Annotated in this window: 13 protein-coding genes; 8 read left to right on the top strand and 5 right to left on the bottom strand. The window is 70.8% G+C overall.

Translation table 11 applies throughout. The features are described from left to right. Positions 1 to 28: 28 nt before the first annotated feature. The 3 genes from ACFRAL_RS06410 (at position 29) to ACFRAL_RS06400 (ending at position 3,226) form a co-directional block, all read left to right on the top strand. Positions 29 to 949 carry a PAC2 family protein gene (locus ACFRAL_RS06410; protein ID WP_336398041.1) on the top strand — a complete coding sequence of 307 codons (921 nt, stop codon included), beginning with the start codon at positions 29 to 31 and terminating at the stop codon, positions 947 to 949. Between the two features lie 244 nt (positions 950 to 1,193). Next, a complete protein-coding gene (locus tag ACFRAL_RS06405) occupies positions 1,194 to 2,534 on the top strand; it encodes an RNA polymerase sigma factor (RefSeq protein ID WP_378880917.1) in 1,341 nt (446 codons plus the stop codon). Continuing rightward, the gene (locus tag ACFRAL_RS06400; protein ID WP_336398040.1) at positions 2,531 to 3,226 is read left to right on the top strand and encodes a coenzyme F420-0:L-glutamate ligase; all 696 of its coding nucleotides are present in this window, start codon (positions 2,531 to 2,533) and stop codon (positions 3,224 to 3,226) included. The genes ACFRAL_RS06405 and ACFRAL_RS06400 overlap by 4 nt, the downstream gene beginning before the upstream one ends. Positions 3,227 to 3,291: 65 nt before the next feature. Here ACFRAL_RS06400 and ACFRAL_RS06395 read toward each other — a convergent pair whose 3' ends face one another. Further along, positions 3,292 to 4,314 (bottom strand): sugar-transfer associated ATP-grasp domain-containing protein, encoded by a 1,023-nt coding sequence (locus tag ACFRAL_RS06395; RefSeq protein ID WP_336398039.1) that lies wholly within the window; start codon positions 4,312 to 4,314, stop codon positions 3,292 to 3,294. 45 nt (positions 4,315 to 4,359) lie between these two features. Here ACFRAL_RS06395 and ACFRAL_RS06390 point away from each other — a divergent pair, with 45 nt between their 5' ends. Together ACFRAL_RS06390 and ACFRAL_RS06385 are read left to right on the top strand one after the other, a co-directional pair. Continuing rightward, positions 4,360 to 5,052 (top strand): alanine racemase C-terminal domain-containing protein, encoded by a 693-nt coding sequence (locus tag ACFRAL_RS06390; RefSeq protein WP_378880912.1) that lies wholly within the window; start codon positions 4,360 to 4,362, stop codon positions 5,050 to 5,052. Next, positions 5,049 to 6,098, top strand: coding sequence for an alanine racemase (locus ACFRAL_RS06385; protein WP_378880910.1), 1,050 nt, complete (start codon positions 5,049 to 5,051; stop codon positions 6,096 to 6,098). The genes ACFRAL_RS06390 and ACFRAL_RS06385 overlap by 4 nt, the downstream gene beginning before the upstream one ends. A gap of 12 nt (positions 6,099 to 6,110) precedes the next feature. On the opposite strand, the gene ACFRAL_RS06380 is transcribed toward ACFRAL_RS06385, so the two are convergent. Continuing rightward, complete coding sequence (locus ACFRAL_RS06380; RefSeq protein ID WP_336398036.1) at positions 6,111 to 6,335, bottom strand: hypothetical protein; 225 nt, start codon at positions 6,333 to 6,335, stop codon at positions 6,111 to 6,113. 165 nt (positions 6,336 to 6,500) lie between these two features. On the opposite strand from ACFRAL_RS06380, the gene ACFRAL_RS06375 reads away from it, so the two are divergent. After that, positions 6,501 to 8,585, top strand: coding sequence for a DNA topoisomerase IV subunit B (locus tag ACFRAL_RS06375; RefSeq protein ID WP_336398067.1), 2,085 nt, complete (start codon positions 6,501 to 6,503; stop codon positions 8,583 to 8,585). A gap of 81 nt (positions 8,586 to 8,666) precedes the next feature. Here ACFRAL_RS06375 and ACFRAL_RS06370 read toward each other — a convergent pair whose 3' ends face one another. Continuing rightward, a complete protein-coding gene (locus ACFRAL_RS06370) occupies positions 8,667 to 11,126 on the bottom strand; it encodes a DNA topoisomerase IV subunit A (protein ID WP_336398035.1) in 2,460 nt (819 codons plus the stop codon). Between the two features lie 68 nt (positions 11,127 to 11,194). Between ACFRAL_RS06370 and ACFRAL_RS06365 the strand changes: the two genes are divergently transcribed. Next, the gene (locus tag ACFRAL_RS06365; RefSeq protein ID WP_378880905.1) at positions 11,195 to 12,307 is read left to right on the top strand and encodes an alkaline phosphatase family protein; all 1,113 of its coding nucleotides are present in this window, start codon (positions 11,195 to 11,197) and stop codon (positions 12,305 to 12,307) included. A gap of 36 nt (positions 12,308 to 12,343) precedes the next feature. On the opposite strand, the gene sepH is transcribed toward ACFRAL_RS06365, so the two are convergent. After that, the gene (sepH, locus tag ACFRAL_RS06360; protein ID WP_378880902.1) at positions 12,344 to 13,384 is read right to left on the bottom strand and encodes a septation protein SepH; all 1,041 of its coding nucleotides are present in this window, start codon (positions 13,382 to 13,384) and stop codon (positions 12,344 to 12,346) included. A gap of 212 nt (positions 13,385 to 13,596) precedes the next feature. Between sepH and ACFRAL_RS06355 the strand changes: the two genes are divergently transcribed. After that, positions 13,597 to 13,890: a DUF4193 domain-containing protein gene (locus ACFRAL_RS06355; protein WP_336398032.1), complete on the top strand. Its 294-nt coding sequence runs from the start codon at positions 13,597 to 13,599 to the stop codon at positions 13,888 to 13,890. On the opposite strand, the gene ACFRAL_RS06350 is transcribed toward ACFRAL_RS06355, so the two are convergent. After that, positions 13,865 to 14,368: a DUF3093 domain-containing protein gene (locus ACFRAL_RS06350; protein WP_336398066.1), complete on the bottom strand. Its 504-nt coding sequence runs from the start codon at positions 14,366 to 14,368 to the stop codon at positions 13,865 to 13,867. The genes ACFRAL_RS06355 and ACFRAL_RS06350 overlap by 26 nt on opposite strands. Positions 14,369 to 14,376 lie beyond the last annotated feature (8 nt).

Below are 14,376 nucleotides of genomic sequence, written 5' to 3'. Positions count from 1 at the left end.
GTCGGCGGTCGGCTCGTAGCATGGGACCATGCCCCTTACCGGCCCGCTGTTCGAGCGTGCGGCCTCCGCGCCGCCCGTCCCGCGCGGACTCCCGCTGGTGATCGCCCTCACCGGGTTCACCGACGCGGGCAGCGCCGTGAGCCAGGTCATCGACTACTTCCGCGATGAGCTGTCGCCGTCTCCGCTGGCCGTGTTCTCCAACGACGTCCTCCTCGACTACCGTGCTCGACGGCCGATCGTCGCCTTCGAGAAGGACCACCTCACCGACTACCGCCCGCAGCGCCTGGAGCTGTCGTTCGCGCACGACGCCCTGGGCCAGCCCTTCCTGCTGCTGGCCGGGTACGAGCCCGATTTCGCGTGGGATGCCTTCGCCGCGGCGGTGCTCGACTTCACCGAGGCCTACGGCGTGTCGACGGTGACCTGGGTGCACGCGATCCCGATGCCGGTGCCGCACACCCGGCCGATCGGCACGACCGTCAGCGGCACCCGGTCGGAGCTCACGGAGGCGCACTCGGTGTGGCAGCCGCACACGCAGGTGCCCGCCACCGCGGGCCACCTTCTGGAGTACCGCCTCGCGGCGGCCGGTGTGCGCATCGCGGGCTTCGTCCTGCTCATCCCTCACTACCTGGGCGACACCGAGTACCCCGCGGCGGCGCTCGCGGCGCTGGACAGCCTCACGGTCGCGACTGGGCTGGTCTTCGCGGGGGACGACCTGCGCGACGAGAACCGCGAGTACCTCGAGAAGGTGACCGAGCAGATCGAGGGCAGCGACGAGCTCGCCCGCATGGTGCAGGGGCTCGAGGAGCGCTACGACGCCTACATGGCGGGATCGACGCTCGCCACGCCGATGATCCACACGGGGGATCTGCCCAGCGCCGACGAACTGGCGGCGGAGCTCGAGCGCTTCCTCGCGTCGCGACCGGGCGAGGACGACAAGCGCGGTTCCTGACGCGACCGCCGCCCCGGCGGAATGTCCGCGTGCGCCGCGGCGTTGAAGCCTTCGATGGAGGTGCGCCGCACTCCGCGGGGCGATGCTGGCGGCGCACGGCAAGTATGAGATACTAGACGCTCTGACCCGTTGTCAACCGTCTTCGTCAGGCTTCCTGCCGAAGATGTGGACTTGACAAGGGTCTTACTAGTGTCCGAAACCGACCGGAGGCGCGCGGCGCGCGTCGACCGGTGAAAGGCGAAACGTGACTCCAGGCACGAACACCAAGGCTCGCTCGGCCGCGAAGGACACCGAGTCGGACGAGAAGAAGGCTCCGGCTGCGACGAAGGCCGCGGCGCCGAAGGGCGGCGCGAAGGCGAAGGCCGCGCCGAAGACGGCGTCCAAGCGCGCGAAGAAGTCGGACGACGAGTTCGAGGACGACGTCGAGGAGCTCGACGACGACGTCGAGCTCGAGGGCGACGACGTCGACGCCGACGAGGAGTCGGGCGACACCGCCGCCGCCAAGACCGAGGGCAAGCCCGCTGCCGCCGACGACGCGAACCCCGCCGAGGAGGAGGACGAGGAGGAGAGCACCAAGCCGGTGTTCACCGAGCCCCTCCCGACCGGCGCCATCGTCATCTCGTCGAGCGACGAGGACGACGTCCCCGTCTACTCGACGCAGATCACCGGCGCGACCGCCGATCCGGTCAAGGACTACCTCAAGCAGATCGGCAAGGTGCCGCTGCTGAACGCGGCCGAAGAGGTCGAGCTCGCGATGCGCATCGAGGCGGGCCTGTTCGCCGAAGAGAAGCTGTCGCACATGTCGGCCGCCGAGAAGACGTCGCAGCTCGGTCTCGACCTGCAGTGGGTCGCCCGGGACGGTCAGCGCGCGAAGAGCCACCTGCTGGGCGCCAACCTGCGCCTCGTCGTGTCGCTCGCCAAGCGCTACACCGGCCGCGGCATGCAGTTCCTGGACCTCATCCAGGAGGGCAACCTCGGTCTCATCCGCGCGGTGGAGAAGTTCGACTACACCAAGGGCTTCAAGTTCTCGACCTACGCGACGTGGTGGATCCGTCAGGCCATCACGCGCGCCATGGCCGACCAGGCGCGCACCATCCGCATCCCGGTGCACATGGTCGAGGTCATCAACAAGCTCGCGCGCGTGCAGCGGCAGATGCTGCAGGACCTCGGTCGCGAGCCCACGCCCGAAGAGCTCAGCCGCGAGCTCGACATGACCCCCGAGAAGGTCATCGAGGTGCAGAAGTACGGCCGCGAGCCGATCTCGCTGCACACGCCCCTGGGTGAGGACGGCGACAGCGAGTTCGGCGACCTCATCGAGGACACCGAGGCTGTCGTGCCGGCGGATGCGGTGGGCTTCACGATGCTGCAGCGCCAGCTCGAGTCGCTCCTCGACTCGCTCTCCGAGCGCGAGGCCGGCGTGATCCGCATGCGCTTCGGACTCGGCGACGGCCAGCCCAAGACGCTCGACCAGATCGGCGACACGTTCGGGGTGACCCGCGAGCGCATCCGCCAGATCGAGTCGAAGACGATGGCGAAGCTGCGGCATCCGTCGCGCTCGCAGTCCCTCCGGGACTACCTCGAGTGAGTGAGGCGAACGCCGGCAAGGCACTCACCGTCCAGGTCGAGGGTTCGTCGTTCGCGCGCATCCCGATCCGCACGCGGGTCGTGATGCCCGGCGACGATCTCGACGCCTTCGTGCGCGAGTACGCGGCGGACGTGGTGCGCGAGGGCGACCTGCTCTTCGTGACCGAGAAGATCGTCGCGATCACGCAGGGCCGTTCGTACCTCGTGGAGGACATCCAGCCGCGCAAGCTGGCCTTCTTCCTCTCGCGGTACGTCACTCGCACGCCCTACGGCATCGGCCTCGGCATGCCCGAGACGATGGAGATGGCGCTGCGCGAGTGCGGGACGATGCGGATCCTGTTCGCCGCGGCGGTTTCGGCCGTGACGAAGCTCTTCGGCCGCAAGGGCGACTTCTACCGCATCGCCGGCGACAAGGCCCGCGCCATCGACGGGCCGACGTCGGGCACGATCCCGCCGTACAACAAGGCTGTCGTGCTCGGACCCGAGCGCCCCCGCGAGGTCGCACAGCACCTGAAGGCGCTCCTCGGCGGCGTGTCCGAGGTCGCCGTCGTCGACATCAACGATCTCGGCGGCAACGTCCTCGGCTCCACGCTCGACAAGGCGCAGGAGCGGCGACTGGTCGCGATCCTCAAGGACAACCCGCTCGGGCAGGGGCACCAGTCCACGCCGCTCGGCATCGTCCGGGCGGTCTGACCGCCGTCACGCGAAAGGCGCGGCATCTGCTCGGATGCCGCGCCTTCGACGTCTTCAGGTCCTCCTCAGAACCCGATGGCCTTCCGATAGCGCGGCTTGTGGCCGGTGCGGATGCCGGTGACGCTCGGCTTGTTCTCGTACACGCCGGCACCCCAGTTGCCCTCGACGAGCACGGGCCCGTCGGGCGTGACGACGATGTCCCAGCCCACGTACTGGATCTGCGGCACCACGCGCGCCACCTGGTCGACGAACGCCTTGACTTCGTCGACCATGGGCAGCTGGAAGTCGGCGATCACGAAACCGCTGTCGGGGTGCGCGACGTGCACGTGCCCGTGCGAGTCGTAGCCGGGGCCGACGGCGCGGCCGTCGTCGTCGAGCATCGTGTAGAAGCCGCCGAAGGTCATCTGGTCGCTCACCTCGCCGCGCCCGAACTTCTGGGCCATCGCCAGGATGTGCGTCTCCTCGCCGTCGAAGAAGGCGGTCACCCTGGTCGTGTTCACCGTCCCCGGGCAGACGGCCGCGAGGTCGGCGTGCTGGCGGATGACCTCCTCGATGAGGAGCTCGCCGCGCGCGAGGAGACCGCGGTGGAACTCGTCCCAATCCGACACCTCGCTCGCGTGGTAGCGGTGCACGCCCGTCCCGGCCTGGCCCACGGGCTCCTTCGTGACGATCGTCCCGTGCTTCTCCGCGAAGGCGCGCACGGCGTCGGCGTTGCCCTCCTCGACGATCATCCAGTCGCGCCGCAGGAACTCGCTGAACGTGCGGTCGAAGGCCACCTTGTCGTGGAAGAGGTGGCGGTAGTCGGGGTGGTCGTACTTCTGCGACAGCTCGTTCGACACCGGATGGGTCATGTAGGTGGCGCGCTCGGCGCGGCTGAGGATCGCGAAGTCGTAGTCGACGTAGTCCTGGAAGCCCACCTGCCGGAAGCCGGCGGACCACAGCATGTCGGCGAGCACCGCGGGGGTCCACTTGCCGTGTGCGTGCGAGGTCTCCTTCGCGCGTTCGAGCACCGAGCCCACATCGATGCGGCGGGCGCGGGCGGCGAGATAGCGAAGGCGGGGCGCGAGGCCGAGGCCCTGAGAAGGCATGCGTGCTCCGGGGTCGGGTTCGGGGGACCCCGTTAGTCTAGAGGCGTGAGTTCGTCGATCCCTGGGCATGCCGCAACGGGATCCGATCCACGCAGCGCTCCGGTCGCCCGCGTCTCGCGCGCGGCGCTGGCGGCCAATGCGCGCGCCGCGCGGGAGCGCGGCATCCGTCGCTACGGGACCGCCGTGCTGCAGGCGGACGCCTGGGGGCACGGCGCGGCGCTCGTGCAGCAGGTCCTCGACGCCGCGCGGTTCGCTTCCGCCGGCGACGGCACGCCCGCCGACGCCGACGACGTGCTCGCTCCCGAGACCCTGTTCGGCCTCCCCGGCGGCGATGCCGGCACGACACCGGCCCTGCGCCTGTCGGGCACGGTGCTGTCGATCAAGGACCTCCGCGCCGGCGAGGGGGTCTCGTACGGCTACGCCTTCCGCGCACCCGCCGACACGCGGATCGCGCTCGTCACGGGCGGGTACGCGCAGGGCGTCGTCCGCGAGCTCGGAGGGGCCGTGGACGTGAGCATCGCGGGGGAGCGGCATCCGGTCGTCGGACGCGTCGCGATGGACGTCTGCGTCGTGGACGTCGCGGATGCCGCGGTCCGACGCGGCGACGAAGCGCTCTTCCTCGGCGACCCCGGCGCAGGAGAGCCGTCGCTTGCCGACTGGGTGCGCGTGACCGGGCTGCGCTCCTCGGAGCTGATCACGACGGTCGGGCTCCGCGCTCTCCGCGAGGAGCTGCCGTGACCGCGACGCTGCACGTGGACCTGACCGCCCTCGTCGCCAACATCACGAGAGTGCGCGAGGCCGTCGCTCCGGCCGAGCTGATGCTCGTCGTCAAGGACGACGCGTACGGGCACGGCCTGGCCCCCGTCGTGCGGGCCGCGGCGGGCGCCGGCGTCCGCTGGTTCGGCGCGTTCGACATCGGCACGGCCCGGGCGGTGCGCGGGGAGCTCGGCGAAGACGTCCGCATCTTCGCCTGGATCGCGGCCGCGCACGCGGATCTCCGCGCCGCCGCCGAGGCGGGCATCGACCTCGGGGTGGGAGACGCCGACCTGCTCGAGGACGCGGCGGCCGCGGCCGGGCGTGTCGGGCGGCCGCTGCGCGTGCACCTCAAGCTCGACACGGGCCTGCACCGCAACGGCGTGCGCCCCGAGGCGTGGCCCCGCTTCGTCTCCCGGGCGGCCGCGCTGGAGGCGGAAGGCGCGCTGGACGTCGTGGGCATCTGGAGCCACATCGCCGAGGCGTCGGACGACGAGGACGACGACGCGCGGGCCCTGTTCGAGCGCGGGCTGCAACAGGCGCACGACGCGGGGCTCCGCCCCGTCGTCAGGCATCTCGCCGCCAGTGCGGCCTCGTTCGCGCGCCCGGAGTTCCGGTACGACATGGTTCGCGTGGGCGCCTTCTGCTACGGCATCCGCTCGGCCGGAGGTCCGTCCGCAGGCCAGCTCGGACTCGTGCCCATCGCCCGGCTGGAGGCTGAGGTGCTCGGCGTCGGAGAGGACGGGGTACGCGTCGACGTGGGCGCGCTGCACGGTCTCCCTTCGCGCCTGGAGGGGCGGGCGAGCGTGGCCACCCCGGCGGGGACCCGGCGGCTCCTGTCCGTGGGGGAGATGGACTCGCTGATCGCTGCGTGGCCCGGAGCGGCCCCCGGAGACCGCGTGATCGTGTACGGGTCCGGCGCGGACGGCGAGGCGAGCGCGACCGATCTCGCCGAGCTCATCGGCACGATCGGCGAGGAGATCGCCGTGCGCGTCTCACCGCTGGTCCCGCGTTCGTACGCGGTGGAGTGAAGCCCGTCGCCGTCAGTCGGTGTCGGACAGCCGCGCGGTCTCGTCGTGCCAGCTCGTGGCGATCGAGCGAAGCTTCTCTTCGTACTTGCGGCCGTGGTGCGCGCAGAACAGCAGCTCGCTGCCGTTGACCTCGGCGGCGATGTACGCCTGGGCGCCGCAGGAGTCGCAGCGGTCCACCGCCGTGAGGCGGTGCTCGAGGACGGCGCCGTTCTCGGTGGGTGTCGAAAGCGTGGTCATCTCGGTGCCTCCTCGTATGCGTAGAACTCCGTAGCGGTCATGAAATACAACCACGCCCACGTCTGAGAATGCCCGGAACCGACCACATTTCGCTGAGCGCGTACGCGTCCTGCCCCATGGTGCGTGTCTGCGCGGACGTGTCGGGAGCCCCGATTACCATGGGAGATTGTGACCTCCGAGTACTCCGCCCATCATCTGCAGGTGCTCGAGGGGCTGGAGGCGGTCCGGAAGCGCCCCGGCATGTACATCGGCTCGACCGACGCCCGCGGCCTCATGCACTGCCTCTGGGAGATCATCGACAACTCCGTCGACGAGGCGCTCGCGGGGCACGGCTCCCGCATCGACATCGTGCTCCACGCCGACGGCAGCGTGGAGGTGCGCGACCGCGCGCGCGGCATCCCGGTCGACATCGAGCCCCGCACGGGCCTGTCCGGCGTCGAGGTCGTCTTCACCAAGCTCCACGCCGGCGGCAAGTTCGGCGGAGGGTCGTACGCCGCGTCCGGCGGCCTCCACGGCGTCGGGGCATCCGTCGTCAACGCGCTCTCGGAGCGGCTCGACGTCGAGGTCGATCGCGGCGGCAAGACGTGGGCGATGTCGTTCCACCGCGGCGAGCCCGGGATCTTCTCCAACGGCAGTCCGGACTCCGCCTTCACGCCGTTCGAGGAGCGCAGCGAGCTGCGCGTCGTGGGCCGCGCGGCCAAGGGCGTCACGGGCACGCGCATCCGGTACTGGGCCGACCGCCAGATCTTCACGAAGGACGCGGCGTTCAACCTGCAGGAGCTCGAGCAGCGCGCCCGGCAGACGGCGTTCCTCGTCCCCGGTCTCGAGATCGTCATCCGCGACGAGCGTCCCGGCACCGAGACCGGCGAGCCTGTCGAGACGAGCTACCGCTTCGACGGCGGCATCTCCGAGTTCGCCGACTTCCTTGCACCCGACGCCGGCGTGACCGACACGTGGCGCCTCACCGGCTCCGGCACCTTCACCGAGACCGTGCCGGTGCTGCAGGCATCCGGCGCCATGGTCCCCACCGAGGTCGAGCGGGAGTGCCAGGTCGACATCGCCGTGCGCTGGGGGACCGGCTACGAGACGGTGTCCCGGTCGTTCGTCAACATCATCGCCACCCCGAAGGGCGGCACGCACCAGCAGGGATTCGAGCAGGGTCTGATGAAGGTGCTGCGCGATCAGGTCACGCAGAACGCGCGACGGCTGAAGGTCGGGAACGACAAGCTCGAGAAGGACGACATCCTCGCCGGTCTCACCGCCGTCCTCACCGTCCGCCTCCCCGAGCCTCAGTTCGAGGGACAGACCAAGGAGGTCCTGGGCACCCCGGCCGCCCGCCAGATCGTCGCCAACGTCGTCACGCGGGAGCTCACGGCCCGATTCTCCTCGTCCAAGCGGGATGACAAGGCCCAGACCTCGCTGCTGCTGGACAAGGTCGTCTCCGAGATGAAAGCGCGCATCTCCGCGCGCACGCACAAAGAGACCCAGCGCCGCAAGAACGCCCTCGAGTCGTCCTCCCTCCCTGCGAAGCTCGCCGACTGCCGTTCGAACGACGTGGGCGAGTCCGAGCTGTTCATCGTCGAGGGCGACTCTGCGCTGGGCACCGCCAAGCTCGCCCGCAACAGCGAGTACCAGGCGCTGCTGCCGATCCGAGGCAAGATCCTCAACGTGCAGAAGGCGTCGGTCAGCGACATGCTGTCCAACGCCGAGTGCGCCGCGATCATCCAGGTGATCGGCGCCGGGTCGGGCCGCTCGTTCGAACTGGACGCCGCACGCTACGGCAAGATCATCCTGATGAGCGACGCCGACGTCGACGGCGCGCACATCCGCACCCTGCTGCTCACGCTGTTCTTCCGGTACATGCGCCCCCTCATCGAAGAGGGCCGCGTGTTCGCCGCCGTGCCGCCGCTTCACCGCGTGGTGGTCATGAACCCGGGTTCCAAGCCCAACGACACCATCTACACCTACTCCGAGGCGGAGCTGCACGGGCTGCTCACCAAGCTCACGAAGGCGGGCAAGCGCTGGCAGGAGCCGGTGCAGCGCTACAAGGGGCTCGGCGAGATGGACGCGGATCAGCTCGCGACCACGACGATGGATCGCGCCGGCCGCACGCTGCGTCGGGTGCGGATGGAGGACGCCGAGTCCGCGGCATCCGTCTTCGAGCTGCTGATGGGCAACGACGTCGCTCCCCGCAAGGAGTTCATCATCGACTCGAGCGACCGGCTCGCGCGCGAGCGCATCGATGCGTGACGCGAGTCGGATCAAGGTCGAGTAGAGCGCGAGGAACGAGCACGCGTATCGAGACCTCCCACCGCCGACCCGCCGCCCCGGTCAGCGGACGCCGGTGCCGATCGCCCCGATGACGCCGTCCAGCGTCGTGCCCGAGGCATCGCGCTTGGCCCCCGATGCCGGGAGCGCGCGAACGGCGCCGTCCGGCCCGATCGCGCGCGGATCGGTGCCGACCCAGGCGATCGTGATCGCGTCTTCGCCCCTGAGGAACCGCTGAGCCCGCACTCCGCCGGTCGCACGTCCCTTCGCGGGGAACTCGCTGAACAGCGACACCTTGGCGCTCCCGGCGTCGGTGCCGGCGATCGCCGTGGTCGATCCGGCGACCGTGACCACCACGGCGTCGAACTCGGACGGTCCCACGACGTCGAAGGCGACGACCTGGGCGCCGTCAGCGAGACGCATGCCCGCCATGCCCCCGGCCGACCTGCCCTGCGGGCGCACCGAGGAGGCGTCGAAGCGCAGCAGCTGGGCGTCGCTGGCGACGAACACGAGCTCGGCCCCGTCGGAGGCGGGTGCGGCGCCGACCACGCGGTCGCCGTCCTTGAGGGAGATGATCTCGATGTCGTGCTTGGTGCCGAGCTCCCCGGCCGCGACGCGCTTGACGACGCCCTGCGCGGTGCCGAGCGCGATCGGCGGGGTGCTTGCCAGCGGAACGATGGCGACGACGTGCTCGCCGCCGCTGAGGCCGAGGTACTGGTCGCCGCGGGTCCCCGCCGCGAGCTGCACCGAGTTGCCGGGCACGGAGGGGAGATCGACGGGGGAGAAGCGGATCAGTCTGCCGAGGCTCGTCACCGCGCCGAGGTCACCGCGGGTGGTCGTATCGACCGCGGATCGGACCGCGTCGTGCTTGGAGCGGCGGGCGGGTGGGACGATGCCGCCGCCGGGGGCGTCGGCGACGAGCTCGGCGCGCACCATGCGGCCGGTCGCCGACAGGAACACACGGCACGGCGCGTCGGCGATCTGCAGATCGGCGGGGGCCGCGGCCGCACGCGATCGGGGCTGCACGGGGCCGCCGTTGAGGAGGAGCGTGCGGCGGGGGGTGCCGAACGCCTCGGCGGCGGCATCCAGCTCCTTGGCCACCTGCGCGCGCAGCAGGACGTCGCTGCCGAGGAGCTCCTCGAGCTCGGCGATCTCGCGCTTGAGATTGTCACGCTCCGTCTCCAGCTCGATGCGCGAGAACTTCGTCAGCCGCCGAAGCCGGAGCTCGAGGATGTACTCCGCCTGCGGCTCGGAGAGGTCGAAGACGTTCATCAGGCGCCCGCGCGCCTGCTCGCCGTCGTCGGAGGTGCGGATGACCTGGATGACCTCGTCGATGTCGAGGATGGCGATGAGCAGACCCTCGACCAGGTGCAGGCGCTCGTTGCGACGGGCCAGGCGGTAGCGGCTGCGCCGGGTCACCACGCTGATGCGGTGATCGAGGTACACGCGCAGCAGCTCGCGGAGGCCGAGCGTCTGCGGCTGGCCCTCGACGAGTGCGACGTTGTTGATGCCGAACGAGTCCTCGAGCGGGGTCAGCCGGTAGAGGTGCTCGAGGACGGCCTGCGGGTCGAACCCGGTCTTGATGCCGATGACGAGGCGCAGGCCCTTGTGGCGGTCGGTCAGGTCGGTGACGTCCGAGATGCCCTGAAGCTTCTTGGCGTTGACCGCGTCCTTGATCTTCTCGATCACGCGCTCGGGACCCACGAGATACGGCAGCTCGGTGACGACGAGGCCAGTGCGGCGCGGCCCGAGCGACTCGATGGAGACCTTCGCGCGGGTGCGGAAGCTGCCACGGCCGTTCGTGTAGGCGTCCTTGATCCCGTCGAGACCGACGATGATGCCGCCGCCGGGGAGGTCGGGCCCGGGCACGAACTCCATGAGCTCGTCCACCGTGGCGTCGGGGTTGTCGAGCAGGTGGGTCGCGGCGCCGACCACCTCGATGAGGTTGTGCGGCGCCATGTTGGTCGCCATGCCGACGGCGATGCCGGTGGTGCCGTTGACGAGCAGGTTCGGGAACGCCGCCGGCAGCACCTCGGGCTGCTGGAACTGCCCGTCGTAGTTCGGGATGAAGTCGACGACGTCCTCGTCGAGGTTCTCGGTGAGCGCCAGGGCGGGTGGCGCGAGACGCGCCTCGGTGTAGCGCGGGGCCGCGGGGCCGTCATCGAGCGAGCCGAAGTTGCCGTGCCCGTCCACGAGCGGCACGCGCAGCGAGAACGGCTGGGCCAGACGCACGAGCGCGTCGTAGATGGGCGCATCGCCGTGCGGGTGCAGCTTTCCCATCACCTCGCCCACGACACGGGCGCTCTTGACGTGCCCGCGGTCGGGACGCAGGCCCATGTCGGCCATCTGGAAGAGGATGCGCCGCTGCACCGGCTTCAGCCCGTCGCGGGCGTCCGGCAGCGCGCGCGAATAGATGACCGAGTACGCGTACTCGAGGAACGACGTCTGCATCTCGGACGAGACGTCGACGTCCTCGATGCGTCCGTGATCGGCGGCTGCGGGATCGGTGCGGGAAGCGGGCATGTGACGATGAGGCCTCGGGTGACGGCGGGAGCGAGGTGGGGAGATCGCAGTGTGCGAGACTGGCCCCGATGTCCTTCAGCCTACCCGCGGACCCGCCCCGCGCCCGGAGCCTCACCCGTGTCGTTCCCGAGATGTCGGCGGCTCTGACGGGCGACTCCGAATGGTTCGCGCCCGCCCGGAGCGCGATCGTGTGGGTGCTCGACGGGCTCGGCGCGCACAGCCTCTCCGCCCGCGCGGGGCATGCCCGCTTCCTCGCCGAGGCCCGATCGAAGCGGGATGTCGCACGAACGGTCTTCCCCTCGACGACCGCCGCCGCCCTCACGAGCCTGCTCACCGGCGCGCAGCCGGGGGAACACGGCATCGTCGGCTACCGCGCCCGCGTGCCCGGCACCGATGACGTCGTGAATCAACTGCGCGGCTGGGACACCGACGACCTGCCGCTCTCGTTCCAGCGCGCGACGCCGCTTTCGGCGACGCTCGGCCGCCCCTTCTTCGCCGTCTCGCGCGAGGAGTACCAGAGCACCGGTTTCACCGTCGCCACGCTCGGCGACGCCGAGTTCCACGCCGCCGACGACCTGGAAGACCGCGTGCGGATCGCCGCCGACCTCGCGGCGGGGCATCCGGGCTCCCTCGTCTACCTGTACGCGCCGGATCTCGACGCCGTCGGACACAAGCGCGGCTGGGAGTCCGACGAGTGGATCGCGGTGCTGGAGCACGTGGATGCCGCCGCGCGCACGCTCGCCGCCGCGGTCGACCGCGGCACGGGGGTCGTGGTGACCTCCGACCACGGAATGATCGACGTGCCGCGCCACCGGCACGTCCTGCTCGAGGAGGGTCCGCTGCTGGAGGGGGTGCGCCTGATCGGCGGCGAGCCGCGCATGCTCCACCTGTACGCCGAGCCCGGGCAGGCGGACGCCGTGCTCGACCGGTGGCGCGAGGCTGAGGCATCCCGCTCGTGGGTCATCTCGCGCACCGAGCTGGAGGCGTCCGGCCTGATGGGTGACGTGGCACCGGAGGTCCGCGAGAGGATCGGCGACGTCGTGGTCGCCGCCCGCTCGGGCATCGCCTACTACGACGACCGGCTGGCCGACAAGGCGCCGCAGAAGATGGTCGGTCAGCACGGATCGTTGACCGACGAAGAACGGGTCGTCCCGCTCATCCGGCTCGGCGCGTTCGCCTGATCCGCAGACCTGACGGCAGCGTCCGCGTGGTCCCGGTCAGTCGTCGGAGCGGGCGCCGAAGACGATCTCGTCCCACGAGGGCATCGACGTGCGGCCCTTGCGGCGACCCGCCTCGGCCACGGCGGGCGAGGGAGGCTGGTAGTCGGATGCCGGCGGCTCGTCGTCGCCGGCCGTCTCCTCGTAGCCCGGCTCGAGCGCGTCGAACAGGGCGACCGGCGCGGTGCTGCGGGGCGACGCAGCGACCTCCTCGGCCCCTGGCAGCGGTTCGCGCTGGCCCCGCCTGCGACGCAGCGCCTCGAGCAGGTCGGCTGTCTCGGCCGAGGTCGTCACGGGAGGCTCGCTCGCGCGCTTGATCGCCGCCTGCTGCACGGCCGCCGCTGCCGGCGCCGGCAGGTCCGGCGACTCGAGGTCGGCGTCGGGAAGCCGGCGCGGGCCGAACGCGCCGCTGTCGAACCGGGAGTCGTCCTTGGCGGGGGCGGTCTCGAGCGCCCGCAGACGGGGGATCAGGCCTTCCGGCAGCGATCCCTGACGCGAGAGCTGGATCGCGTCGGAGTTCAGCGGCGACAGCGTGGAGCGGCGCGGATCGAATCCCCAGCGGGCGTCGTGGCCGATGTCGTTCGAGGTGAACTCGAGCTTGACGATCCAGCCGGTCGGCTCCTTCCAGCTGGTCCACCGCTCTCCGACGGCTCCGGCCTCCGCGAGCTTGCCGCGCACCGCCGACCCGAAGGTGGTCTGGCCGTCGCCCTCGAGGTCGCCGCCCAGCAGCACCGGGACGGCCAGCGCCTGGCCGACGACGTGCTCGCGCTCGGCGAGCACGGGACCCTCGAAGCGGACGACGTCCTCGACGCGGGCGCCCAGCAGTTCGGCCACCTCGCGCGCGGAAAGCCCCGAGCGGATGTGCGACTGTATCTCGCGCGGGCTCGGCCGAGGAGTCTGCGCGTCGGTGTCGCGCTCCTTGCGCGCCTTGCGCAGCTCCACACGCAGCACGTCGTCGACGTCGAGCGAGAATCTCTCGCCAGACTCGGTCGCCAGAACGAGCTTGTCGTCCTCGGTTCCGATCACCTTGAGCTGTTCCATGCGAAACGCCCCTCCGATCCTGCCTGTCCGCCCATGCTGACACAGCGGACTGCGCGCGCCGGGAATATCCGGCGCGCGCCGCGAGTTTCACGCGGCAGCACCCCCGAGAGCGGCCGGATCGCATTTGCGAAATGAGGACCGGTCGTGCAAACTATCGCCGCCCGCAAGGGCCAGCGCAACCCGCGATACCCCGGAAGTAGAGACCTTCACGCATGGCCACCGATTACGACGCCCCCCGCAAGACCGAGGACGACAGCGAGTCGATCGAAGCGCTCAAGGAGCGCGTTCCCGACAAGCTCTCGGGTTCGGTCGACGTGGAGGACGCCGACAACCCGTCGGGCTTCGAGCTGCCCGGTGCCGACCTGTCGGACCTCGAGCTCGACGTCGTCGTTCTCCCGCCCCAGGAAGACGAGTTCACCTGTTCGAACTGCTTCCTCGTCAAGCACCGCTCGCAACTCGATCACGACACCGCGCACGGGCCTATCTGCTCGGAGTGCGCCGCCTGATCTGAGCCCGCCGCACCGCGGCCGCCAGCCGATCCGGCGTCCGCGAGGAGATCACCCACGCGGTCGTCGGGTCGTCGGGATCGGTCACGGGGATCACCACGACCCCGTCGATGCCCCCGCGGATGAGATGCCACGACCGCGGATCCAGACCCGCCCCGCGCGCGTGACGCGCATCGTCGCCCGTGTGCATCGCCGGGTCTCCGAGGAACTCCACTCCGATGTGAGCGCGCCCCGCCCGCAGCTCGCCGTCCCGGATCTCCAGGACCGGCGCTGCCGCGATCAGCACGCCGACGAGGAGCACCCCCACCGCCACCCCGATGACGAGCGCGACCGTGGTGTCGACGGGAGTGAGCACGAGCGCCACCATCGGAGCGGCCAGCGCCGCCGCCACCAGGATCCACAGCGAGGGACCCAGCCGCTCGCGATAGCCGTCGGTCCGAGGGCCCGCGGCTCCGGCATGACGCGTTGAGTTCTGCATTAGCCTCA

It is taken from the genome of Microbacterium sp. NPDC056736 (assembly GCF_042790415.1).
GTDB lineage: Bacteria > Actinomycetota > Actinomycetes > Actinomycetales > Microbacteriaceae > Microbacterium.
Note: the sequence above shows the minus strand (reverse complement) of the source record. Positions and strands in the feature narration are given on the sequence as shown.

Bases quoted from the DNA above. Each gene is read 5' to 3' on its own strand.
- ACFRAL_RS06355 (WP_336398032.1), top strand. From the start codon at position 13,597: ATGGCCACCGATTACGACGCCCCCCGCAAGACCGAGGACGACAGCGAG.
- sepH (WP_378880902.1), bottom strand. From the start codon at position 13,384: ATGGAACAGCTCAAGGTGATCGGAACCGAGGACGACAAGCTCGTTCTG.
- ACFRAL_RS06380 (WP_336398036.1), bottom strand. From the start codon at position 6,335: ATGACCACGCTTTCGACACCCACCGAGAACGGCGCCGTCCTCGAGCAC.
- ACFRAL_RS06365 (WP_378880905.1), top strand. From the start codon at position 11,195: ATGTCCTTCAGCCTACCCGCGGACCCGCCCCGCGCCCGGAGCCTCACC.
- ACFRAL_RS06370 (WP_336398035.1), bottom strand. From the start codon at position 11,126: ATGCCCGCTTCCCGCACCGATCCCGCAGCCGCCGATCACGGACGCATC.
- ACFRAL_RS06410 (WP_336398041.1), top strand. From the start codon at position 29: ATGCCCCTTACCGGCCCGCTGTTCGAGCGTGCGGCCTCCGCGCCGCCC.
- ACFRAL_RS06350 (WP_336398066.1), bottom strand. From the start codon at position 14,368: ATGCAGAACTCAACGCGTCATGCCGGAGCCGCGGGCCCTCGGACCGAC.
- ACFRAL_RS06395 (WP_336398039.1), bottom strand. From the start codon at position 4,314: ATGCCTTCTCAGGGCCTCGGCCTCGCGCCCCGCCTTCGCTATCTCGCC.